This window comes from Psychrobacter jeotgali, assembly GCF_904846315.1.
GTDB classification, from domain to species: Bacteria; Pseudomonadota; Gammaproteobacteria; order Pseudomonadales; family Moraxellaceae; genus Psychrobacter; species Psychrobacter jeotgali.
On the sequence record NZ_CAJHAF010000001.1, the window covers coordinates 739,424 to 764,102 of the forward strand.

At 42.9% G+C, this 24,679-nt stretch carries 20 protein-coding genes and 1 other RNA gene; 14 read left to right on the forward strand and 7 right to left on the reverse strand.

Annotated features, from left to right (window positions below):
• Positions 1 to 339: 339 nt before the first annotated feature.
• On the forward strand, positions 340 to 2,268 hold the full coding sequence (locus tag JMX18_RS03025) for a mechanosensitive ion channel family protein (protein WP_201583801.1): 1,929 nt from the start codon (positions 340 to 342) through the stop codon (positions 2,266 to 2,268).
• A 39-nt stretch (positions 2,269 to 2,307) separates the two neighbouring features.
• On the opposite strand, the gene JMX18_RS03030 is transcribed toward JMX18_RS03025, so the two are convergent.
• The 5 genes from JMX18_RS03030 to JMX18_RS03050 all read right to left on the reverse strand — a co-directional run bounded on the left by JMX18_RS03030 (position 2,308) and on the right by JMX18_RS03050 (position 6,662).
• Positions 2,308 to 2,940, reverse strand: a complete 633-nt coding sequence (locus tag JMX18_RS03030; protein ID WP_201583804.1) for a DNA-3-methyladenine glycosylase family protein — start codon at positions 2,938 to 2,940, stop codon at positions 2,308 to 2,310.
• Positions 2,941 to 3,005: 65 nt separating this feature from the next.
• Entirely contained in the window at positions 3,006 to 3,743 is a 738-nt protein-coding gene (locus JMX18_RS03035; RefSeq protein WP_201583821.1) for a Smr/MutS family protein, read from the reverse strand.
• A gap of 99 nt (positions 3,744 to 3,842) precedes the next feature.
• Positions 3,843 to 4,724: an indole-3-glycerol phosphate synthase TrpC gene (trpC, locus tag JMX18_RS03040; protein WP_201583824.1), complete on the reverse strand. Its 882-nt coding sequence runs from the start codon at positions 4,722 to 4,724 to the stop codon at positions 3,843 to 3,845.
• Between the two features lie 57 nt (positions 4,725 to 4,781).
• A complete protein-coding gene (trpD, locus tag JMX18_RS03045; protein ID WP_201583828.1) occupies positions 4,782 to 5,906 on the reverse strand; it encodes an anthranilate phosphoribosyltransferase in 1,125 nt (374 codons plus the stop codon).
• Positions 5,907 to 6,038: 132 nt separating this feature from the next.
• The gene (locus JMX18_RS03050; protein WP_201583831.1) at positions 6,039 to 6,662 is read right to left on the reverse strand and encodes an anthranilate synthase component II; all 624 of its coding nucleotides are present in this window, start codon (positions 6,660 to 6,662) and stop codon (positions 6,039 to 6,041) included.
• Between the two features lie 437 nt (positions 6,663 to 7,099).
• Between JMX18_RS03050 and glnA the strand changes: the two genes are divergently transcribed.
• Entirely contained in the window at positions 7,100 to 8,509 is a 1,410-nt protein-coding gene (gene glnA, locus JMX18_RS03055) for a type I glutamate--ammonia ligase (protein ID WP_201583848.1), read from the forward strand.
• Positions 8,510 to 8,817: 308 nt separating this feature from the next.
• Positions 8,818 to 9,582 carry a DUF4124 domain-containing protein gene (locus JMX18_RS03060; RefSeq protein ID WP_201583851.1) on the forward strand — a complete coding sequence of 255 codons (765 nt, stop codon included), beginning with the start codon at positions 8,818 to 8,820 and terminating at the stop codon, positions 9,580 to 9,582.
• Between the two features lie 81 nt (positions 9,583 to 9,663).
• Here JMX18_RS03060 and JMX18_RS03065 read toward each other — a convergent pair whose 3' ends face one another.
• The gene (locus tag JMX18_RS03065) at positions 9,664 to 10,386 is read right to left on the reverse strand and encodes an SIMPL domain-containing protein (protein ID WP_201588194.1); all 723 of its coding nucleotides are present in this window, start codon (positions 10,384 to 10,386) and stop codon (positions 9,664 to 9,666) included.
• A 227-nt stretch (positions 10,387 to 10,613) separates the two neighbouring features.
• On the opposite strand from JMX18_RS03065, the gene ffs reads away from it, so the two are divergent.
• The 10 genes from ffs to JMX18_RS03115 all read left to right on the forward strand — a co-directional run bounded on the left by ffs (position 10,614) and on the right by JMX18_RS03115 (position 22,798).
• Positions 10,614 to 10,710, forward strand: an RNA gene (ffs, locus tag JMX18_RS03070) — signal recognition particle sRNA small type.
• Between the two features lie 294 nt (positions 10,711 to 11,004).
• Positions 11,005 to 11,826 carry a DNA polymerase III subunit psi gene (locus tag JMX18_RS03075; RefSeq protein WP_201583854.1) on the forward strand — a complete coding sequence of 274 codons (822 nt, stop codon included), beginning with the start codon at positions 11,005 to 11,007 and terminating at the stop codon, positions 11,824 to 11,826.
• A gap of 93 nt (positions 11,827 to 11,919) precedes the next feature.
• On the forward strand, positions 11,920 to 13,056 hold the full coding sequence (gene serC, locus JMX18_RS03080) for a 3-phosphoserine/phosphohydroxythreonine transaminase (RefSeq protein ID WP_201588195.1): 1,137 nt from the start codon (positions 11,920 to 11,922) through the stop codon (positions 13,054 to 13,056).
• A 249-nt stretch (positions 13,057 to 13,305) separates the two neighbouring features.
• The gene (locus tag JMX18_RS03085) at positions 13,306 to 15,138 is read left to right on the forward strand and encodes an extracellular solute-binding protein (RefSeq protein WP_201583857.1); all 1,833 of its coding nucleotides are present in this window, start codon (positions 13,306 to 13,308) and stop codon (positions 15,136 to 15,138) included.
• A 97-nt stretch (positions 15,139 to 15,235) separates the two neighbouring features.
• Positions 15,236 to 16,018, forward strand: a complete 783-nt coding sequence (gene gloB / locus JMX18_RS03090) for a hydroxyacylglutathione hydrolase (RefSeq protein ID WP_201583872.1) — start codon at positions 15,236 to 15,238, stop codon at positions 16,016 to 16,018.
• An 82-nt stretch (positions 16,019 to 16,100) separates the two neighbouring features.
• Entirely contained in the window at positions 16,101 to 17,171 is a 1,071-nt protein-coding gene (locus JMX18_RS03095; RefSeq protein WP_201583875.1) for a microcin C ABC transporter permease YejB, read from the forward strand.
• Positions 17,171 to 18,241, forward strand: a complete 1,071-nt coding sequence (locus JMX18_RS03100) for an ABC transporter permease (RefSeq protein ID WP_201583878.1) — start codon at positions 17,171 to 17,173, stop codon at positions 18,239 to 18,241. The genes JMX18_RS03095 and JMX18_RS03100 overlap by 1 nt, the downstream gene beginning before the upstream one ends.
• Before the next feature lie 136 nt (positions 18,242 to 18,377).
• On the forward strand, positions 18,378 to 19,949 hold the full coding sequence (locus JMX18_RS03105; protein WP_227674678.1) for an ABC transporter ATP-binding protein: 1,572 nt from the start codon (positions 18,378 to 18,380) through the stop codon (positions 19,947 to 19,949).
• Between the two features lie 80 nt (positions 19,950 to 20,029).
• The gene (locus JMX18_RS03110) at positions 20,030 to 21,238 is read left to right on the forward strand and encodes a low temperature requirement protein A (RefSeq protein WP_201583884.1); all 1,209 of its coding nucleotides are present in this window, start codon (positions 20,030 to 20,032) and stop codon (positions 21,236 to 21,238) included.
• Positions 21,239 to 21,484: 246 nt separating this feature from the next.
• Positions 21,485 to 22,798 (forward strand): iron-containing alcohol dehydrogenase, encoded by a 1,314-nt coding sequence (locus JMX18_RS03115; RefSeq protein WP_201583887.1) that lies wholly within the window; start codon positions 21,485 to 21,487, stop codon positions 22,796 to 22,798.
• 136 nt (positions 22,799 to 22,934) lie between these two features.
• Here the strand turns inward: JMX18_RS03115 and folE are convergent, their stop codons facing one another.
• The gene (folE, locus tag JMX18_RS03120) at positions 22,935 to 23,531 is read right to left on the reverse strand and encodes a GTP cyclohydrolase I FolE (RefSeq protein WP_227674542.1); all 597 of its coding nucleotides are present in this window, start codon (positions 23,529 to 23,531) and stop codon (positions 22,935 to 22,937) included.
• A 321-nt stretch (positions 23,532 to 23,852) separates the two neighbouring features.
• Between folE and JMX18_RS03125 the strand changes: the two genes are divergently transcribed.
• Entirely contained in the window at positions 23,853 to 24,665 is an 813-nt protein-coding gene (locus JMX18_RS03125) for an enoyl-ACP reductase FabI (RefSeq protein WP_201583891.1), read from the forward strand.
• Positions 24,666 to 24,679: the final 14 nt, after the last annotated feature.

A 24,679-nucleotide genomic window follows, 5' to 3' on the forward strand; every position in this document is an offset into this window, starting at 1 on the left:
TATTATTACAAAAAACAATAGATCATTTAAACTGCGCTTATTATCTACAAAACTGCATCTTTTATAAACCACTTTGAGCTAATGTTTATTCAGCTTATGTTGAATGGTTTTCATCAAAGCTCAATGAGGATTCGTTTTTTCACTAATGAGGCTTATCAACATCAAGCTTGTCAATGAAAGGTAGTTAAGAAGCAAAAACATAATTCGCTATAAATAAGTGCAATCAAAAGCAATACAGTCATAAATAATTGTTATCATAGTGACAGCTTTTATAAGTTCACTATTATGGTTGAATGCCGTTTTAAATGCTAATACCTAAATCATATTAAGAGGTTTGTTTTGTCTACTGAGCGTTATATAAAATATGCTACGCCGTCATCTTTATTTGTCAAAAAAATATCCGTTATAGTGGCGTTATTATTAGCGTTACTGATCAGCCTGGTAATGCCTGTCCAAGTTATGGCAGCAGAAGTTGGGGCGCTCGACTTAAATGGTAATGACAATAAGGAAGAAAGCAGCCGCACTGCGATTCCTGACTCTTTTGGGCGAGATACGCCACGGCAAACGGTGCAAGGCTTTATTAGTGCTCTTAGTGAGAACGACTATTTATTGGCTAGTAACTATCTTAATCTATCCAAATCAGACAACCCGACTACGATTGTCCGTCAGTTTAAGCAAGCGCTAGATGCTGGTGGGCGTTTTCAACCTGACTTGCAGATTAATAACACCCCTGAAGGTAATTTGACCGATCAGTTGGCCGCTAACCAAGAAAAAGTGGGCAACATCAGCATCAATGATAAAAATGTGCCGCTAATACTAGAACGGGTAGTGTCTGAGAAAGGTGAGCAGTACTGGCAGTTTTCCACTGAAACCCTAAGCTTAGTACCTGAGGTTATAGAGAACACCAGGCCCACCTTGATATCGCAGTATACTTTAGAGTCTTTGGAAGACGAGCAGTTATTTGGTTACCAGCTGGCAGATTTGCTGGCTGCAATTATATTGACCATAAGCTGCTTTATCCTGACTTATATCGTGGTTTGGATATCTTATCATCTGTTAAGAATCGTTTATCCACGAGTACGCGGGATACCATTACCTTTTCCCAATAAAGTTATACTACCGTTATCAGTGGTAGTAATGGCGCTGATATTATCTGAGGTTATGGTCTATGCTGGGGTATCAGTGACCTTGCGTGAACCTATCAACCGCTTTACTGAAATAGCTTCTTGGCTGGCAGTAACTTGGTTGCTGCTACGAATAATTGACGCTATATTTACTAGAGCGATTAATTTAAGTTATAGAAAAAACTTTACAGAACGAGTCTCTATTCTGGGACTGTTAAGTAAAGTAGTTAAAGCTTTATTATTGATATTTGCCGTTATTGTCATTTTTGGTAATTTGGGCTTTGATCTAACCACCGGTATTGCCGCACTAGGGGTTGGTGGTTTAGCTTTGGCACTTGGTGCACAAAAGACCATCGAGAACTTGGTCGGTAGTGTGGTGGTAGTAGCAGATTCGCCGGTACGGATCGGCGATTATTGTAAATTTGGCGATCAAGAAGGAACAGTTATTGATATCGGTATTCGCTCATCACGAGTACGCACCTTGAACCGTACCGTGGTTACCGTTCCCAACGGCGACTTTTCATCTATGCAGATTGAGAATTTTACTTCACGTGATATGTTCCACTTTTTGCACAACTTATATATAAAACGCAGCGCTGATATCGATGAAGTATTCAGAATGGTCAGTGATTTGGATAAGCTGTTGAATGAACATGAGTTGACCAACCAAGAATGGAATCAAGCCAATATTTTAGAGCTACGTCAAGACTGCTATATTATTCAACTGAGGGCTTATATCAATTCTTTTGATATTATAGAGTTCTATGGCAAACAAGACATATTGTTGGTCGACATATTGACGAGAGTGAAAAAATATAAGGTCGAGCATGCGCTACCAACACAGCAATTAATTGTTAACCAAGGAGATCTTGAGCAGGAAAATCACAGTGAGGACGAAGAGGCGCAAGCGGCTGATGAATCTTCAAATGATAATGAGACTGATGCGGTAGGTAGCGATGGTGTAGACGAGATACAGAACGAAGCAAAGGCGGCAGATGATAGAGTAGACAATAAAGTAGATAGCAAAGCGGATAATAAGACCAGCTTAAAAAAGGCTCGTAAACATAGTGGGCGCGCGCTAGCAAGACGCAAGTTTAAACGGGCCAAAAAAGGCTTTAGTCTATCAATCTGGAATCAGCCTTAGTTCTATTTTGAATAGAGAAGCTGTCACGTAAATAGTGATTTATACAGGTATCGCTGTTTTATTACGTACCAGACCATAATGCGACCACAGTAACAAACTGGCTGCGCTACGGTGCGGTGACCATTGCTGCGTCCTAGTTTGGAGCTGCTTTGGGGTTGGGCGTTCTTCAAGGTCTAATAGGTTCATAGCGGCAACTTTTATCGCTAGGTCGTCAACAGCCAATATATCTGCTCGGCCTAACGAGAATAGCAGATACATCTCAGCCGTCCAGCGCCCAACGCCAACCACGGCGGTAAGGGTTGTAAGCACCTGATTATCTGATAGCTGCTCTAAAGCAGAAAAATCTATGTCATGCTCAACCAGTGAGCGCGTATAACGGATTTTTTGTCGAGATAAACCTTGGGCTCGCAGCATATCGTCGTTTGCTTGAGTAATAGCGTGGGGGGTAGTCAATCGAGCATCGACTAAGCGTTGCCAGATGCTAGCTGCTGCAGCAACGGATAGTTGTTGTCCTACTATGGCTCGTAGCAATTGCTCAAAGCCTCCAGCATTACGCCTTAAACTTGGTAAGCCGACTTGCTTGTAAACAGGGGCGAACCTTGGCTCAAGATCAATAAGTGACTTAATATGTTTTTCTAAATCCGCTTGATCTTTAATGATTCTAATAGTCATGGCAACCTTTGGGTTAGCGATAAAAAAAGACTGCGCTCAGCAGTCTTTTGTATTTAATGAAAAGCTTACTCGTCGTCCATTTTTGGTCTCTTTAATAAAACTAGTACGGCACCATTACCACCATCTTTTGGCGGGGCTGAACAAAACCCCAATACCTCTGGTAGTTGACGAAGCCAGCCATTGACACAAGTTTTCAAGATAGCTTCACTGCCTTTACCATGTACAATTTTGACCACGGTCTCATTATTTTGTTTGGCTTGGCTCAAGAGTTGAGTAACCGCTTCGCGAGCTTCTTCAATAGTACTGCCATGAATATCGACCGCATCATACCAGCGTAGTTTGCCTTGTTTTAACTGATTAAAGATTTTGTTTTGCAGGGTGGGCTGCTTATGAGATAAGTAAGCCTCGCTAGCGACAGGATTCAGCAAGGCTTTCATATCTGACAATCCAGCACCCAAATCTACACTGTCACCGCCTTGAGCCGCCGCACGTTTGGAGAGGGTAGCTGCATCAGGTTTGGTCGCTTTTGAGCTTTGATTCTCGACAGGCGAGCGTACGTTTTTATCTTCTAATGGGTCAACGCCGCGCATTGCTTGCATAAATAGCACTTTGTCATCGTCGATATATTCGCTATCTAGCTGTTTAACGGTTTTTTTGACTTGTTTTTGAGAGAGCAGGGATACCGGTTCGGTAGGTTTTTGATCTTCGCCATCAGTAGCACTAGTATCGCGGCCTTTACTCAGCTGACCTTTGAGCTCTTTGAGCTGATCTTGCATTTCTTTTGAAAATAGAGAATTTGACATAAGTAAGTAATAAATCTGTTTGGTTAATAAAGAATGGATTAGTAAATAATGTAGCCTTTTAAGCTTCAATAAAGGGCTATTAGCCTTATGAGCTATACTTTACGCTTGTGTGTCGATGCTCGCAAGTAAGGATTGTAACGCCTGACCGGGATGATCGGTTTTCATAAACTGCTCACCTATTAAAAAGTGCTGGATATCATTATCCAGCATCAAGCGAATATCGTCGCTGCTATGGATGCCGCTTTCGGTAACGATGAGAGGCTTGTCATTATTATCAGTGCTGTCAGAAGTTAGAGCTTTTACTAAAGTATCTTTTAGGTTGAGAGTATTCTGCAAATCTACCTTAAAAGTATTAAGATCACGGTTATTGATGCCATAAATATTATGCTTTGAGTGCGGTAGTTGCAGGGCGCGTTCAAGCTCGTCTTTGGTATGAATCTCAATCAATACATCCATGCCAAGCTCGAGACTAAGGGCATGTAGCTCTTGTACTTGGTTGTCATTGAGACACGCCATAATTAATAAGATACAGTCTGCTCCCAGCAGATAAGACTGATAGATCTGATAGACATCGACCATAAAGTCTTTACGTAATACTGGCAGGCTAGAGACATTGTAGGCTTGTAACAGGTACTCATCATCGCCTTGAAAATAATTACGATCGGTCAAGACTGATAAGCAGCTGGCGCCGGCTTGCTCATATTGTTGAGCAAATAACGCGGGCGAGAAGTTATGATTGATGATGCCTTTGGAAGGCGATGCTTTTTTAATCTCAGCGATGATGCCGATATCAGCATTTCGCAGAGCATTGGCAAAGCCACGGCGCGGCTGTTTATCGACAGCTACTTGTGCTTGCAGACTCTCAAGCGACTGCTGTTTTTGGGCCGCCGCTACTTCCTGATATTTGGTCTCGACGATACGCTGCAATACTGAAGGAATATCAGCATTGTTTTTATTATCTGTATTTAAGCTTGTAGTCATAAGGGGGTCCGGATTGCAGTTCATTCAAATAGGTTATTGGTTTGATATCTGTAAGTCTTAAGCATTCGCCGCCAGCCTTTGAGTATAAGCTGCTAATGATTCAAGCTTTTTCAAAGCATCGCCATTTTGGATAGCTTTTTGAGCACGGCTAACTCCATTAGGGTAATTACTAGCCAGTCCGGCGGTATATATGGCGGCGCCCGCATTGAGGGCGATCATATCGCGGGCTTTTAGAACTGCGCGGTCATAGGTGTCTTCACCAGATAAGGCTGCTCGAATAAGCGCTAAGCTTTGCTCTGGCGAATCTACATCAAGGCCAATTAGGGTTTGTGATTCAATACCCGCATCTTCTGGCATCAGCTCATAAACTGAGATCTCACCATTCTTTAATTCAGCTATAGTGGTTGAAGTGGCAAGACTGATCTCATCTAAACCATCTTTAGCACCAACCACCATGACGTGATTGGCGCCTAAGTTTTTCATAACCTTTGCTAATGGCTCACAGAGCTGGGCGGTAAATACCCCAATAACTAGGTTAGGTACGCTGGCAGGGTTAGTTAACGGGCCTAAAATATTAAAAATGGTGCGAGATTTTAATTCACGGCGTACCGGATTGGCATAACGCATAGCGCTGTGATGATTTGGCGCAAATAAAAAGCCCACACCTTCATTTTCAATACATTGTTTTGCTTGCTCCGGTGTCAGCGCCAAGCTAATACCGGCCTGCTCAAGTAAATCTGAGCTGCCAGATTTGGTAGAGACGCCGCGGTTACCATGTTTGGCAACTTGGGCACCAACTGCCGCCGCTACCAAAGCAGAGGCGGTAGAAACGTTGAATAAATTGGCACCATCACCGCCGGTACCGACAATATCAACCAAATAATCACAGCCCTTGGGCTCGATATTAGCGGCCAAGGCGCGCATAGCACTAGCAGAAGCGGTAATCTCGTCTATGGATTCACCTTTCATGCGCAGACCCGTTAATATAGCACCCATCATAGCGTCGCTACACTTGCCTTGCATAATGATAAGCATGACTTGGTACATCTCATCAAAGGTTAGATCAATATGCTGAAAGATTCTACCTAAAGAGGTGGTCAGTATTTGATGAATATTCTCGTCTGATAGCTGAGCGATATCTTGCGGGTTTTTTATACTTTTTATTTTATTATCTACATCCATAATAATCTCACTGGTTATTGTCTTTTTTATAAGTCGCTTCTTACAAGTTGCCTTTTATAAGTTGCTTTTGTAAATTACATTGCAGGCTGTTCTGCTAGATATTCTTAGAAGCTATTCCTTTAAGTATCGTCACTAGCCTACTTTTGGTAGTTCATCCGAGCTCAGTACTGCCAGATTATGAATCTGCAAAAAGTTATTAAGCAGCTGATATCCAGCTTCACTTAAAATAGATTCAGGGTGGAACTGTACGCCTTCAATAGCGAAGTCCTTATGCCGAAAGCCCATAATCTCTTCCATACTACCGTCTGCGTTCTGTGTCCAAGCAGTCACCTCAAGGCAGTCAGGTAAGCGCTCTTTATCGACGACTAATGAGTGATAACGCGTAAACTGTGAGGGATTAGCAAGCTCAGCAAATACCCCTTTATTATTGTGATAAACCGCCGATAAACGACCATGCATAACTGCGCCTGCTTTGATAACGTGACCACCAAAGGCTTGCCCAATAGCTTGATGTCCAAGGCAAATACCTAGGATCGGAATGACTCCTTTAAAAGTATCAATGACTTCCAAGGAGATACCAGCACGATCTGGGTCACAAGGCCCAGGGCCAATAACTATCACCTCGGGCGCCAAAGTTTTAATTTGTTCAATAGTGACCTGATCATTACGCCAGACGGTGATGTCCTGCTGTAGTTCACCGAAGTACTGTACAATATTGTACGTAAAGCTGTCGTAATTATCGATCATTAGAATCATCGTGGTTTCAATCCAGTTAGGTAATTATATTTTGTTAATATCATTTATTAAGCCAGTATTCAGTCAGCTTGTTCGGCACCAAATAAAATAGACTTTAATACTAGCAGCACTGTGTCAGTTTTGAAGTCAAGCAACTATAGCATTTTATCGGCGCTTGATATCTTAACACTATTTTGCTTTCTATAAAATGCAGCCCTAGCAGTCTCATAATCTCGACAGGTAGTGGTGTAGCCTATGAAACTAATAAGTGATACCTGAGTGGATAAAGAGGTGAGTCGAGAAAGATATGAGCTAATAAAGAATAACAGTTCAGCATTATGAGTCAGATATTGCTAAAATAGCATCAAATTTTTTATCATTCGCAAAATTTCACTCAATCTTAATAATAAATTGCAGTACCTTTCTAACCACAACTCTAACCACAACGGAGACTATTCATGTCGAATAAATTACTAGATCTTATCGAATCCTCTAACGCTAAATGGGTGGATTTTCGCTTTACAGATACCCGCGGTAAAGAGCAGCATATCAGCTTTCCGGCTTCCAGCGTCGACGAAGAGGTTATGGAAGATGGCAAAATGTTCGATGGCTCATCTATCGCAGGCTGGAAAGGTATTGAAGCCTCAGATATGATTTTGCGCCCAGATCCAGAAACCGCTTTTATTGATCCCTTCTTTGATGCTGTTACCGTAGTTGTGACTTGCGACGTCATTGAGCCCTCAACCCTACAAGGCTATGATCGTGACCCACGTTCTATTGCGCGCCGTGCAGAAGAGTACTTAAAATCAACGGGTATCGGTGATACCGCTTATTTTGGCCCTGAGCCAGAGTTTTTTGTCTTCGATGAGGTCAAATGGTCGGTTGAGATGTCAGGGGTTAGCCATAAAATCGTTGCTGAAGAAGCGGCATGGTCAACCAACGAAGATTATGAATGGGGTAACATGGGTCACCGCCCACGGGTCAAAGGCGCCTATTTCCCAGTTCCCCCAATCGATAGCTCACAAGATATGCGTGCGGTTATGTGTGAGCGTTTAGAAGAAATCATCGGCGAAGGCTGTATTGAAGTACATCATCACGAAGTAGCGCCTTGTCAGTCGGAGATTGGCGTCGCATTTAACACCCTAGTACGTAAAGCTGATGAAGTGCAGCAATTGAAATATGTGGTGCACAACGTTGCGCATCAATTCGGCAAAACCGCTACCTTTATGCCAAAGCCCGTCGTTGGCGACAACGGTTCAGGTATGCACGTGCATATCTCAATCTCAAAAGATGGGGTAAATACTTTCTCAGGTGATGAGTATGCTGGTTTATCTGAAAATGCCTTGTATTTCATCGGCGGTATTATCAAACATGCGCGTGCGCTAAATGCGATTACCAATCCGTCAACCAATAGCTACAGACGTTTGGTGCCGCATTATGAAGCGCCGATTAAGCTGGCCTATTCAGCTTCTAACCGTTCAGCTTCTATCCGTATCCCGCATGTGAGTAGCCCTAAGGCAGTGCGTGTTGAAGCACGTTTCCCTGACCCTGCGGCTAACCCATATTTAACTTTTGCCGCTCTACTGATGGCAGGTCTTGATGGTATTCAGAATAAAATGCATCCAGGCGAGGCCGCTGACAAGAACCTATATGATTTGCCACCAGAAGAAGAAGCGCAAATCCCAACGGTTGCTGAAAACTTAGAGATTGCTCTGCAAGCGTTAAAAGACGATCATGAGTTCTTATTAAAAGGTGATGTGTTCTCAGAAGAGATGCTAGAAGCTTATATCGCCTTAAAAGAAGAGGAAGTACAGCGCGTTAACGTTACTGTGCATCCGGTAGAGTTTGATTTGTACTATAGCTGCTAATCCTTTTAGTAGAAGTGATTGATGCTAATAAATAATTAGCGTTAATAAGTGTTTAGCGTTGATATAGAAGTTTAAGTGCTATAAATATTACTTTTAAATCAAAGCCAGCTAAGTGAGTCTTAGCTGGCTTTTTTATTATTAATAACTGCAATTTTTATAGCGCATTTACTGTTATTGCTTTAAAAATAACGCATAATAGAAAGGTACAGTTGCTACACTTCAAGGCTGTTACAGTGCTATTGGTATAAATCTTATTTAGTACTGACTATATAATAACTATCATTGCAAAATTACTAGGCTGACTGACTATGACTGCATTATCAAAGCTTAATTGTTTAAAAAATAACAGAACGACAATGCTGACAGGTCTGATTATCGGAGTCATCAGCTTTTATATACCCTTTCATACACCTATGGCAAATGCGGCGCCGATTTATAAAGTAATTGATAAAAACACCGGTCAAGTTACCTTTACTGATAAACCGCAAACTTATGAGCAGCAGGCTAATAAAAGTGTCAGTCAGATCGGAGTGACCACTGGTAATGCTACTAACAGCAGCTCAAATAGCCGCTCAAATCCAGTTAATAATAAGAATAATGACAATATCCCGTCCACTGATAGCACTCAAGCTACCGAACTCCAATCAACTTATCAGCAAGCAGTGAACTATCAACTGGCTATTACTGAGCCTAGTGCAGAGCGCGCTTATCAGCGCCCTGCTCAAAGTATTGTAGTCAATGTGCAACTGTCACCTGCCTTGCAAAGCGGAGATAGTGTTCATATTTATTTGGATGGGGAAGAGGTTGCTAGAGGACTGAATGCTTCTATTGCAACTATAGATATGTTGCCGGGGCAGCATAGTATTCAAGCGTTAGTCAAAAATAAGCTAGGAGAAGTAATAAACACTGTAGAACGTACGGTCTATGTGATTCAAAATACGACCATGCTACAGAATAAGAAAAAACTAGCGCAGCAGTTGCAAGCTTATCAGCTGCTCCCTTGGCATCAAAAAATGCTTTTAAAGTTGCGTCAAAAAGATAGTGCTAAACCTCAGCCCGCTCTAACCCAATAAAGACTTCGAAACATATCGTTAAAACCAAAGGCGAGCATGATTTAACGTGCTCGCTTTTAATGTTTTAATTCAATCAGCAAATTATTTTGCCAGCTCAATAGTGCCATTAGCCGTCACTGAGATAGTGCTATTGCCTGATTCAAAGCTTTGACTCGGTACAGAGGCATCAGCCATCTCAGCTCTTGCATTCATAGTACTGTACATTGGGCGTGGATAATTACTACCGGTATTTAAACTGACATTAACCACCCGATAACCTTTAGCATTCCAAGCACGGGTCAGGTTCTTGGCTTGTTGCTGAAAGGCACGCGAAGCGTCGGTCATGAGCTTTTGCTCCAGCGCATCCTTTTTACTGTCAGAAACCCCAAAGTTTAGATTTTCCATAACTAAGGTTTCTTGCAAGTCAGCAATGAGCTGGCTGGTCGCTACAAAATCAGTGCTCTTTAAGTCAATATTGACCTGTCCGGTCCAGCCGATTATTTTGTCATTTTTATCATAACGTGGATAAGTACGTTGTTGTCCGGTACTGACAGTCACGCTAGGGTAGCGTTTGGCTATGCTTAATGCATTATTGATAGAGGTATTTAAAGTTGTGGCTAAGGCTTTCGCGTCTGTTGCTTGCGCTTTTTTATACATACTAGCGGTGACTTCATCATTGGCGACTTCTTCTTTAACCTCAGTTTGAAAGCTAAGTTGATCGTAGCCAGTGGGCTCAGCATGGGCACTGCTCATCATAGCTGTCATCATAGCGGTAAATAAAAAAGCTGAACCAGAAGCAGCTGCTGCTGTTTTAATATTATTCATTGAGATAGTTTTCATGGTTTCCTCCTAAAAGTATAAATAATATAATAGTTTAACGTAGGTAAAGTTACCGTTAACTATCGTATAGGTTTTATTTTACTTCGCCTTGGAAGTTAATCTAACCACAACGAACCATAGGCTAGTAGTTTTTATCTGCTATAACCTTTATAAATTTTGCGTTAGGGGTTGTAATAGCGAAAAAACCTTGTATAATCTGCAACTGGTGGCTCCATTGGTAGCCTCGCAACATTGTTCTATGAATCCCGCCAGGACCGGAAGGTAGCAACGGTAGTAGTTATAATGTGTGCCGAGGATGTGCTGATGGAGTCGCTTTTTTTTGCCTAAAATTTATTTAGCAGACCTTATCGTTCCCTTTAATATATACAGATTAAAGGGTTTTTTTTGCTTAAAATTTTATCTGCTAGAGTGGCAGCATTATCAGGATGAAATAGCTTATAATGCTTCTTAGTTAGAAGGGATACGTTGCATAGACAGGTTTTAAACGCTACGATAGTCAGTCAAACTCGTTATTATTGAGTCATTTTTAGTTTTAGTTATTTCGACTTTCAAAATTATTAATCTATGAATTCATTGCTAAGCCAGTAGGAAAGTGACCTCTCTATGAGCGATACTCAAGACCTTCTCTTAAGGCAACATAAAAAACAGCAACGTCAGATCCAGCAGCGTCAAATTTTGGCGATGATGGGGATAGGGCAGTGGGTGCAACCTAACTCGCCGACGCTAGCGATAGATGAGATATCTGCGTCTATAGAGCAAGCGTTAACCGCTCAGCAACCAACCTCTTATCAACCTGTGGATTCTGAGCCTGAGCTTAAAGATATTAATAATCAAGCACTTATTAATAATGAAGAAAATAGTTCTCAGTTTGAGGATGCGCCGGTTGATGTCGAGGATGCAGAAGTAGACAGTGTAGATATTGCAAGTGTATCTATAGCAACACCAGCAAATGTAGAACAAGCCGTTGAGCCCTTGTTAGATAAAGTGTCAAATAAAGTCACAGCGCCTGTTATTAATGAAAGCTTAGAGGAAGGTGCTGATGAGCAAGATAATGTCAGCTTTGATAAAGTCGCGCCGTTTGATTTGCAAGGGGCACGCTACGGCGATTGGATAGTGATGGTTGATATCCAAGCACTTAACAATGACAGTCAAAAACTCTGGCAAAATATTACCCAAGCGTTATCATTAACTTGTGAGACCACTTCATTCCCCATTTGCGTAGGGATGGATACTGCTGAGCTTGCCAACGCCAGCCTTGCCGGCTATCTATTTAAAATAGGTAGAAGTGAAGATATCAAAGTGGCGGCCTTAACGGAACTGCCGGAGGGCTTGACTCATCCTAATATTGCACAGGTACCAAGCTTAGATGAAATGCTTGCCGATAGTGCTCTCAAACGTGACTTGTGGCAACAAATATCTCAATAAACCTAAAAACAGCTGTTATACATAGTTTTTATAAAATGTTTTTTACTACTCTTTACCTATTCCCTTTATTCGACACCATATAGGACTGTAATGATGACCAATGCTACTGCTGATAATAATGCTGACAAGAAGTCTACACCGCATCGTCTACCTAACTTTAGCGCTGGACCGGCAACGATACCCACTGCGGTGCTGCAGCGTGCGCAAGAGGAGTTGCTCGATTGGCAAGGTAGCGGTGTATCAGTGATGGAGATGAGCCATCGTAGTAAAGACTATATAGCGGTGACTGAAAAAGCCGAAGCTAAGCTGCGCTCATTGATGGCTATTCCTGATAATTATAAAGTGCTGTTTTTGCAAGGCGGTGCCAGCCTACAGTTTTCAGCTATTCCATTGAACTTGTTAAATGGCGGGCGTGCTGATTATTTAACGACCGGTGCATGGTCGGGTAAAGCGATCAAAGAAGCGCAGCGTTATGCCAAGCTTGGTTTAGGCGAGGTGAATCTGGTCGCTAGCGGTAAAGACAGTAATTTTACTGATGTGCCAGAGGTAAGCGAGTGGAATACAACTCTAGATGCCGCTTACTTTCACTACTGCGCTAACGAGACTATTCATGGTCTACAAATATTTGAGCCGCCACAAGTCGATGTGCCGCTCGTTGCCGATATGTCATCCTCTATTTTATCGCATCCTGTAGATGTATCGAAGTTTGGCATGATCTATGCTGGTGCGCAAAAAAACATCGGTCCTGCTGGTTTAGTGATTGTCATTATTCGTGAAGACTTATTAGGTAAGGCCAGCGAATGGTGCCCGCTACTGATGAACTACGAGCATCAAGCCGAAAAAGAATCAATGTCGAATACGCCAGCGACCTATTCTTGGTATTTAGCTGGACTGGTATTTGAGTGGTTAGAAGAACAAGGCGGGGTTGAAGCTATTTACAAAATCAATCAGCAAAAGGCAGATTTGCTCTATAAAACCATTGATGATAGCTCTTTTTATAACAATCCAGTGGCGCATAAGTATCGCTCTATCATGAACGTTCCTTTTACTTTAGCCGATAGTAATCTTGATAAAGTGTTCTTAGAAGAATCAGAAAAAGCAGGTTTTTTGGGTCTAAAAGGTCATCGTGATGTCGGCGGCATGCGTGCCAGTATTTATAATGCAGTATCGCTTGATTGGGTACAGCAACTGGTTGACTTTATGAAGGACTTTGAGCAAAAGTACGCTTAAATTTAAAACTGTTAGCTCATTTAAGCTTTAAAAGAATAATAAAGGTGTAACTGCGAAAAGTTGCACCTTTTTTTATAGAAAATTCGATAGCTTGTTAGCCCAATGATTTACAGTACCCTGTGCTTATCTTGGCAAATTATTAGGTTAAAAAAGCGAAATTTGTTATGATGAAAATTCGCAGTTTGGCAATATAGCTCATTTATATGGCTTTAATAGCTTCTATTATGATAAAAACTCTATGTTAATCTTATGTTAAAAGATGTCTTCATACCAGCCGTTTTACTGGCAACCGTCATCAGCCCGCTATCGGCTGCTAGCGCTGCGCCTATCAAAGTTGAAGCGCTAGCCCATAATAGTACGGCTGAGTATGTTGGCGCACCTTTTATGCCTTACGCCAATCCAGAGGCGCCAACAGGCGGTACGCTGTCCCTAGATGCTCGCGGTACTTTTAATAGCACCAATAAATGGATGACCACTGGTGTGCCGGTGATTGGTACTGATTATCTTTATGACACCTTAATGACGGGCTCATTGAACGAAGCTTTTACCATGTATCCGCAGCTGGCAAGCAGCGTCACTTACGATCCTGATGATACCAGCTGGATTATTTATCAGCTGAATCCTGCAGCACGTTTTTGGGATGGCACACCCGTTACCAGCAATGATGTAAAAGCTACTTTTGATGCCTTATTGACCAAAGGACCGATGTATATTCGTAGCTACCTAGGTGACATCAAAGAGGTGCAAATCATCGATAAGCAGCAAGTAAAATTTGTGTTTAATTCAGATGATAATAAAGAGATTCTGTTAACCGTGGGGCAGTTTCCAGTTTTTGCAAAAACCTCTATAGATGCTGATTTTGAAAAGATTAGTCTCACCCCGCTGATGGGCAGTGGCCCTTATAAGCTCGGGCGTATCGAAGCGGGACGCTCGGTCAGCTACGTGCGCGACCCCAATTATTGGGGACGAGATTTGATGGTTAATCGAGGTCGCTATAACTTCGATATGATTAAGTTCGTTTATTATCAAAGCGATGAGATTGCTTTTGAGGGCTTTAAATCGGGGCAATATCGTTTTCGTCCTGAAAACAAAGCTTCCAACTGGGCAACAGGCTACAATTTTCCAGCAGTAAAAGCAGGACTTGTCAAAAAAGAGTCGATAGCGAATCAAAATCCAGTACCGATGCAAGGGCTGATTATGAATATGCGTCGACCGCTATTTCAAGATATTCGCGTCCGCCAAGCGCTCAGTTACGCTTATGATTTTGAATGGATGAATAAAACCTTATTTCATAATCAGTATGAGCGCCTGCAGAGCTTTTTTCATGGCTCCGAGCTGGCGGCAACGGGCACGCCTTCAGAAGCTGAGATGCAAATACTCACGCCATTACTCTCTGAGCTTGAACCGCTGCAACGTCAAGCGGTGTTAAGTGAATGGCAAGTGCCCACTAGTGATGGTAATGGCTTTAATCGAGATGGTTTGTTGGCGGCTCGGCAGTTATTATTGGACGCCGGATTCTACTATGACGATATGCAGCTTTATCAGCCTGATGGCAAGCCGGCGCAGATTGAGATGCTCATGACCGGCGAGACGATGGGGCGGGTTTTATTGCCTTATATCCGTAATCTAAAACGTTTAGGATTCGATGCCAAATTGCGCCAAGTCGATGGGCCGCAGTATTATGAGCGTAAACGCAGCTTTGATTATGATATGACCACTGATATCTTTGCGCAAAGTCTATCGCCAGGCGCTGAGCAAGCTGGGTTTTGGGGTAGCAGCGCTGCTGATGAAGCGGGCAATCGTAACAGTATAGGTATTAAAAACGCAGCAATCGATAGTATAGTAGATCAGCTTAGTGATGCGTCAAATCGCCAAGAGATTATATTATATACTAAAGTGCTTGATCGCTTGTTACGAGCGGGTCACTACCTAGTACCGTTATATGGCAAATCAGGTACCAATGTGGCCTACTGGGATCAATATCGTCATACTGAAAAACTTCCCACCAATGCGGTTGGTATCGACTACTGGTGGGTGGATAAAAAAGCTGAGCAGCGTATTAACCAATATTTAAAACAATAAAATAGCTATTGATACAAAAAGTAAATGACACCTTTAACCGAGAATTTAATTAAAATGGCAATAAACGAATATAACTTCTAGTAAGTAAGGAATTCATATGAGTATTCAAATTCATCCAATAAAAGCATTCAATGATAACTATATTTGGACGCTAATTAATAAGAATAATAAACAAGCGATCGTTATTGATCCCGGTCAAGCTGAGCCCGTCGCGGAATATATGCAAGAGCATAGTTTGGAGCTGACTTCAATCTGGACGACGCATCATCATCACGACCATATTGGCGGCGTCATGGAGCTGCAAGAGTATTTTCCTATGACTCATATCGTCGCCCATAGCGAACATGGCGTTGAAGAAGATCAAACGATTAAAGATGGTGGTAGCGTCAGTGCTTGGGGCTGTTCGGCACAAATATGGGATGTATCAGGTCATACCGCAACACATGTGGCCTATGTTTTAGATATTGATGGGCAAAAGCATTGTTTTTGTGGTGATACCCTATTTAGTGCCGGCTGTGGTCGGGTGTTCACTGGCACTATTGAACAGCTTTATGATAGCTTTAAGCGTCTAAATGGCTTGCCTGCTGATACGCTGCTCTATCCTGCCCATGAATATACTGCCAATAACTTGCGTTTTGGTCTGTCAATTGAGCCTGACAATGTGGCGATGCAACAGGCGCTAGCGCAAGCAGAAGAAAAAACAGCAGCAGGAATTCCTACCTTGCCCGTAACTCTAGCTCACGAGCGTGAGGTTAATGTGTTCTTACGTGTCAATGAGCCTAGCGTTATAGCAGGGGTTGAGGCAAAAAATATGAGTGTCGATAGTGATAAACCTTTGACGGTGTTCGCGGCTCTACGTGAGCTAAAAGATAACTTTTAATCTAAAAAGCACTAATTTAACTATTTTTAAGCACTTTTTTGGCTATCGTTTTTTCAATCAGGTTAATTAGGAAGTCGTTATTATGGGTCGTTATATCCTAAAAAGACTGCTACTCATATTACCGACGTTGTTTTTAATCCTGCTGGCTAACTTTGTCATTGTGCAAGCAGCTCCGGGAGGTCCTGTTGAGCAGCAAATGGCGCTCATAGAACAAGGTGCTCAGGATAAAGCGATAGGTGGTAACGTTGGGGCGGGCAGTGCTGGCGGGAATGATAGTACCTATCAAGGTACGCGCGGACTATCGGAGGAGATGGTCGCTGCTATAAAGGCGCAGTATGGTTTTGATAAGTCCGCACCTGAGCGCTTTTGGCTGATGCTAAAGAATTATGCACGCTTAGATTTTGGAGAGTCGTTTTTTAAAGGTCAGAGCGTAACGGACTTAATCATCGAAAAGCTTCCGGTGTCGATCTCGCTAGGGCTATGGAGCACCTTGCTGATTTATATGATTGCTATTCCCTTAGGGGTTTATAAAGCTATGCATCATGGTTCAGCCGTGGATAAGGCGACTGCTATGTTATTGGCAGTCGGTCATGCCATCCCGGTATTTGTCTTTGCGGTGATATTGCTGGTGTTCTTTGCAGGCGGCAGTTATTGGAATATCTTTCCATTGCAAGGGCTGACCTCAGAGAATTTCGATCAACTCTCACTGCTGGGCAAAATCAAAGATTACTTTTGGCATTTGGCACTACCGCTGCTGGCAAGTACGGTTGGCGGCTTTGCAGGTTTGACTTACCTGACTAAATTTAGTTTTTTAGAGGAGCTTGGTAAGCAATATGTGCTTACCGCCCGCGCCAAAGGTTTAGGCGAGCGCCAAGTACTCTATGGTCATGTGTTTCGTAATGCTATGCTGATCATTATTGCTGGTATCCCAGCGGCTATTGTGGGCATTTTCTTTGCCAGTAATTTTTTAATTGAGATTATCTTCAAACTTGATGGTTTAGGCTTGCTTGGTTTTGAAGCCATTCAGCAGCGGGATTATCCGGTGATATTTGGGACGTTATTTATCTTTACTTTAGTCGGTCTACTATTACAGCTGATTAGTGATTTGAGCTATCACTTGATTGATCCACGAATTGATTTTGAGGGGCGCTGATGTCAAGTTCTTCGTTATCTTCAACAGCGCCTTTAGCTAAAGAAAAAAAACCTCGCCTAAATCCTATTTGGCAAGCAAGGCTCGAGCGCTTTCGTAGTAATCGTTTAGGCGTTATATCGCTGATTATCTTTAGCATCATCTTTGTTATTTGTATGGCGGCGAATGTCATCGCTAATGATAAACCGCTACTGGTGCAATATGAGGGTGATTATTATTTCCCCGTTTTAAGCGCTTATCCTGAGACCACTTTTGGCGGTATTTTTGAGACCGAAGCCAATTATAAAGATCCTGCGGTACAACAGCTAATCGATGATAAAGGCTATTATATTATGCCGATTATTCCTTTTGCTGATCAAACGCCCAACGTGGAGCTGGGGGTGCCTTATCCGGCGGCGCCCAATAGTCAGAACTGGTTAGGCACCGATGATTTGGGGCGTGATGTGCTGGCACGTATCCTTTATGGTATGCGGGTATCGTTATTATTTGGCATAGCTTTAACGCTTGCGGGGGCGCTGATTGGTATTATTGTGGGCGCAGTGCAGGGCTATTATGGCGGCTGGGTTGACTTAGCTGGGCAGCGTTTTATGGAGGTGTGGGGCGGGCTGCCGCAGCTGTTTATGATTATTATCTTGGTCAGCTTATTTAGCCCCAGCATTACCATACTGTTTGCCCTTATGTTGCTATTTGGCTGGATGGGACTGGTTGGTCTGGTAAGAGCTGAGTTTTTGCGTGCGCGTAACTTTGATTATGTACGGGCTGCACGTAATTTGGGCGTATCTGACAGTCAAATTATGCTCAAACATATCTTGCCCAATGCGCTGGCCTCAAGTTTATCGCAGCTGCCATTTATTCTAACGGCTAATATTATCGCTCTGACTGCTTTGGACTTTTTAGGATATGGTTTGCCGCCCGGATCACCCTCGCTTGGGGAGCTGATGGTACAGGGTAAAAACAATCTTGATGCGCCGTGGCTGGCGTTGTCAGGGTTTTTCAGCTTAACCTTTATATTGTCTTTGCTGATTTTTATTGGTGAAGCGCTCCGTGATGCCTTTGACCCAAGGCGCTCTTAGTATGAATAATATGACCAATAAAACCGCTGATATAGTGCCTAATAAACTCTCTACAAATGGTTTATCTAAAAATAGTCGCTCTACTAATGAGCCTGTTCTTATCGTGGATAAGCTTAGTATTCATACGCGCTCAAATATGGCTTTGGTGGATGATTTATCTTATGAGTTGTACCAAGGAAAAACGCTAGCTATCGTTGGTGAGTCTGGTTCAGGTAAGTCGATTGCAAGTTTAGCGCTATTAGGACTACTGCCAAATAGCCTAAGCATCGATGGTGAAGTCACTTTAAAAGACATCGGCAAACTGCCTATCAACTCTCCTGCCAATAATGTCAATAATAAAAACAGTATTCTAAAAGCTATACGTGGTCAGCGTATTGGCATGGTGTTTCAAGAGCCTATGACTGCGCTCAATCCGCTACATACCGTCGCCAAGCAAATCGCCGAATCATTGCGTCTAAGCGGCGTGGCTAAAAAAGAGTGGCGCGCGCAAAGTATTGCTCTGCTAAATGATGTCAATATCGCAGAGCCCGCTGATAAGCTTAATCGTTATCCGCATGAGCTCTCGGGCGGTCAGCGCCAGCGGGTGATGATTGCCATGGCGCTAGCGCAGCGCCCCGATATTCTAATCGCTGATGAGCCCACAACCGCGCTCGATGTCACTTTGCAACATGAGATTTTGGCATTATTGAATAATCTAAAGTCAGAGCATAACATGGCGATGATTCTAATCAGCCATGATCTCAATCTGGTTAAACGTTATAGCGATGATATTATTGTTATGCGTCAAGGGCAGACTATTGAGCAGGGCAAGACGATAGATATTTTTGGGCAGCCCAAAGCAGACTATACCCGCACCCTTATGCAGCAGGATTTTGGACAAGCGCTGGTTTTTGCCAACTATACCGATAAAAAAGCCAGTCAGATACCAGCTCTAGAGGTTAATTCTTTACAAGTTAAATTCCCTATGGAAAAAAGTCTATTTGGCGGCACCAAGCGTTGGTTTGAGGCGGTAAAAGACGTTAATATGACTCTGCAAAGCGGACAAGCGCTAGGCATCGTGGGCGAGTCTGGCTCTGGCAAGACTACGATTGCGCTGGCTTTGAGCCGACTTCTGAGCAATCAAGCTCAGGTAAGCGGCGAGGTAATGATTGATGGACAAAATATATTAGCATTATCCAAAAGTGAGCTACGCAAATTTCGTGCGCAAATTCAGATGGTATTCCAAGACCCTTTTGCCAGTATCAATCCACGCTTGACGGTTATGCAAATCATTGAAGAGGGTCTGCTGGTACAAGGCGTGGATAAAATCGCGCGCCAGCAAGCGGTATTAGACAGTTTAGAGACCGTACATCTGCCAAGCGACTTTGCCCATCGTTATCCGCATGAGCTCTCGGGCGGTCAACGTCAACGGGTGGCGCTGGCACGAGCGTTAGTTATGCAGCCAAAACTCATTATACTTGATGAACCTACTTCGGCGCTCGATAGCACCACTCAGGTCACCGTGGTCAATCTGCTACGTGAGATTCAACAAAAGCTGCAAATCAGTTACGTATTTATCAGCCATGATCTCAAAGTTGTGCGCGCCTTGTGTCAGCATATTATGGTGCTTAAAGAGGGCGTCTGTGTGGAGTCAGGAGCTACCGAAGATCTCTTTAATCATCCGCAGCACCCTTATGCTAAAAGGTTATTGCAGGCGAGTATTTTATAATAACGCTATTAATAGCCTAAGTAATTTTCTGATCCTATTTTAAAAATCCTACCTATCAATTAAAACCATCGGAGCGCTGCATGATTGGCATGCCTACCATAAAACCTATCCATGCCAGAGATCCTAATGAGCCCAATCGACCCTCGACCACGCTTGAGCTGCTTTTTGACTTGGTCTATGTCATTGCTGTTGCGGCAGCGGCTAGTGGTTTTCACCAGCGTTTAAGTGAGCATGACTTTTCAGGTTTTTTGACCTTTATCGTAGCGTTTTTTATTCTGTGGAATGCTTGGACGAGCTTTACTTGGTTTGCCTCAGGCTATGATCCAGACGATTGGTATTATCGGCTATCAGTGATGCTGCAGATGTTTGGCTCGTTAATGATTGCGGCTAATATCAACCAGTTTTACGAGCAGGGTCTGACTTGGATTGGGGTCACGGGTTACGCTATTATGCGCCTTGCCAGTTGTAGTCAGTGGTGGCGAGTCTACCGTCAAGTGCCCGGTCATCAAAAGGTCGCCAAGCGCAGTATGATCGGCTTGCTCACCTTGCAAGCGATGTGGATAAGCTGGTTGTTTTTACCCGCATCACTGCAGTCACCCGCACTATTTTTATTCATTGCTGCTGAATTATTAATGCCGATGTGGGCGCGCTCAGAGCAGTTTAATAATTGGCACCCGGGGCATATCGCTGAGCGTTATGGTCTTTTGACTATTATTGTATTGGGCGAGGGTGTAGTTGGGGTTAGCAATAGCATTCAGTACTTTTTAGTCAATTCTACCTCGGCAGCCAGCGCTATTATTTTATTAGGATCAAGCTTAGTTGCGTTAGTATTTGCGCTTTGGTGGCTATACTTTAATATCCCTTTTGATACTATTTTAAAGAACCAGCGCAAGCGTTATGATTTGTTTTTATTTGGCTATGGTCATTTTTTTGTATTTGCTTCCTTAGCAGGTTTGGGCAGTATGCTGAATTTAGTTACTGAAGCTGCGGCTGATAGCACCACTGCCAACCCTGATTTGTCCCAGCCTTATGCGATGGCAATGTTGATGGGTATGCTGCTTGCATTTTTGCTAACCTTAACGATACTGCGAGCTTTTATTTGCCGTAAATCAAAGCATAATCTTATGGCGATACTCAGTGCCATTATCATTATTAGTTTATGCTATATCGCTGTGACCCAAGGATTGCCCATTACTTACGGTGTTTGGTTGAGCGTGTTAGCGCCTATAACCATGACCTTTTTATTCAGTCAAGATAATAAGCAGTGGCTCGCCCAAGAAGGTCATTAAAAGCATGTTTTGTAAAAATATTCTCAAGATGAGAACACTAGCGTTCACAGTAATTTCGATATAATAAAAAGGATAATGGCACAATAATAAACCGTGGTTTTATACTAAATAGTGGTAGCTATTAGTCTCTCATTTAATAGTCTGTTATTTAACTTCTGTGTAAATAGCTAATGTGTAAATAGCTAAGTAGTAACCCCACGTTTATTGTCAAAAATTTCACTAGAGTATTACTAAAAAGGATTTTTCATGTCTTTAACAAAAAAAATAAATCGTTCCAAATTAATGTCTACTGAAACCTTGCATCATGCAAGTTATCTGGCCATTGCCAAAACCCGGGCTAAGGCGCTCAAAGCTTTTTCATTAGTGATGCCTATACCGCGACCGATGTTATTTGTAGGCGAAACCGCTTGTGATGAGCTTTGCGATATGCTCATCAACGAAGGCGCTACCAAGGTTTTTATCGTCACTGATGCGGTGCTCAATAAATTAGGCGTACCTGCAAAAGTCACCGATTATTTAGAAAAAAACAATATCAGCTATCACATCTTTGAGGGCATTACCCCAGATCCTACTTTTACCGTAGTTGAAGAGGGGCTACAGCAATCTATCGATGCTGGCTGCGATGCTGTGATTGCTATTGGTGGTGGCTCCGTCATTGATGCCGCCAAAATGATGGCGATGGCTCAGGGTAATAACTGTCAGCCGAAACAGCTTATCGGACTATTTAAAGCCAAAAAATCTAGCTTGCCTTTATACTGCGTGCCTACTACCGCTGGTACGGGCTCGGAGGCGACCCTGGGCGCCGTCGTATCGAATGATAGAACCCATCAAAAAGAATTATCTATCGATCCTAAAATGGTGCCTCTAGCTGCAGCTATTGATCCGACTATTATGCAAGGGATGCCGGCACATATCACTGCTGACACTGGTGTTGATGTCCTCACTCATGCGCTAGAAGCATGGATGAGCGCCAATGCTAATGCTGAGACGGATTATTATGCCGCCTCTGCTGCCAAAACCGTGATGCAATATTTGCCGCGCGCTTATGCAGATGGTAGTGATCTGAAAGCAAGAGAAGAGATGGGCGTTGCGGCACACTACGGCGGTATCGCTTTTAATAAAGCCGGTCTTGGCTACGTTCATGCCATTGCCCATCAACTAGGCGCTTACTATGGTATTGCGCATGGCCGCGCCAATGCTATAGTACTGCCTTATATTCTAGATCTAAACCGGGAAGCCAGCGAAAAAAGATTAGCGAAACTGGCAAAAAAGATTAATCTGGTGGACAGGAATCAAGTAAATAGCAGTGATGGCGAATTGGCTGATTATCTTATCGCCAAGGTAAGAGAGCTGCTCGAAACAGTAGGCATCGACCCTGTAGTAAAAGGTATGCAACAGAGCGACTTTGAAGCGATTGCCAAAGCGGCGGCAAAAGAGGTTAGTGATACTTATGCGGTGCCAACCTACATGCCAGCGTCAGGGATTAAGGATATATTGATGAGAATCAAGACAGCAAGTGATGAGCGTCCTAACGATAGCTCAGCTACTAAAGCTGTTTGATAGGTTTTGCGATCATGTTTTTCTAACTCTTCACTCTACCTATCAATATCACATAAAAAGGACGCTTAAGCGTCCTTTTGATTTTAATAGCTTCCAATTAATAGCATAGAATCAGGAGCATTAAATTCAGAGATAGTTAAAAAGCAGGTTGACGCTTAGGAATAGCGTTTAAAAACTCATTGCGAGCTTGATTATCATGCTTATATTCACCTAGCATTGCGGTACTGCGGGTGGTTGAATGCTGCTTACTGACACCGCGCATCATCATACACATATGCGAGGCATCCATCACTACCGCAACGCCGCGGCAACCAGTGACATCCATGATGGCTTGTGCCACCTGTTCACTCAGGTTTTCTTGAATTTGTAGACGACGAGCGAACATATCGACGATTCGAGCAAATTTTGATAAGCCTAATACTTGACCGTTCGGCAAATAACCAATATGGGCAATGCCATGAAAAGGCAGCATGTGATGCTCACACAACGAATAAAACTCGATATTCTGCACCAATACCAGTTCACGATTGGTTGATGGAAATATCGCCTCATTAACGATTTCATCTAAGTCTTGATGATAACCTATGGTCAAGTGAGCAAAGGCTTTAGCTGCGCGCAGAGGTGTATCTACTAGCCCTGGGCGCCTTAAGTCCTCACCCGTTGAGCTAATCAGGTTGCGATAGGATTCAATAGTTTGTTTATGATCCGATGTTATTATAGGGGTATTACTCATAAGTTTGGCAGCCATCCAAAATGTGGGTATAGCTTAACGCTAAATCCTTGCTAATCAAAGATTATGACAAAGGGATTTTATAAAGTAGAGTGCAAGCTGGGAAGGGCTGCAATTATACTCGAAAACTGCGCAATTTCATACCGCTACAGAGGATTCTTAGCGGTTTGTTATTTAGTACCTAATATTGAGCCCTAATAGTTTACGACTGTTTACTTAAGGTGATTCGTGTATAATAAAACATACTTTTTATTCTGTTATTTGCTTGCAGACCCTAAACTCATTCATTGTTTAACTTTTTTAATTTTTTGACAAGGATATATTATGCTATTGCAAGGACAACGCTTCGTCGTTACTGGTATTGCCAGCAAACTCTCTATTGCTTGGGCAATCGCTGAAGCTTTACACCGTGAAGGTGCGTCACTGATTTTGACTTACCCCAATGAAAAGATTAAAAAACGGGTAGATATGGCGGCTGAAGCTTTTGAGGCCGATATGGTGCTTGAGTGTGATGTTGCCTCTGACGAGTCTATTGCTAAGTGTTTTGAGCAAGTTACGGCGCATTGGGGTGATGGTATCAATGGCGTGGTTCATGCAATTGGTTTTGCGCCTATGGATCAGCTTGATGGGGACTTTGTTAATGCCACCACTCGTGAGGGCAGTCAGATTGCGCATGATATCTCAAGCTATAGCTTTGTCGCTTTGGCAAAAGCTGCGCGCGAATTACTGGCTATGCGTCACGGATCAATGCTGACTTTAACTTACGAAGGCAGTATCTCAGTACTACCGAACTATAATGTGATGGGCATGGCAAAAGCCAGTTTAGAAGCTAGCGTCCGCTATTTAGCCACTTCAATGGGCGGTGAAGGGATTCGAGTTAATGCGATTTCAGCAGGGCCTATTCGTACCCTTGCCGCTAGTGGTATCAAATCCTTCCGCAAAATGCTCGATATCAGTGAAAAGATTGCTCCGCTACAGCGTAATATTGATCAAATGGAAGTCGGTAATGCTGCGTTATTCTTATTATCGCCTTGGGCATCTGGCATCACTGGTGAGATTATGTTTGTCGATGCCGGCTTTAATACCGTTGCCATCAGTGAGCAGTTAATGCTGCTTGGAGAGACTGAAGCGAAATAGTGGATTAATTATCA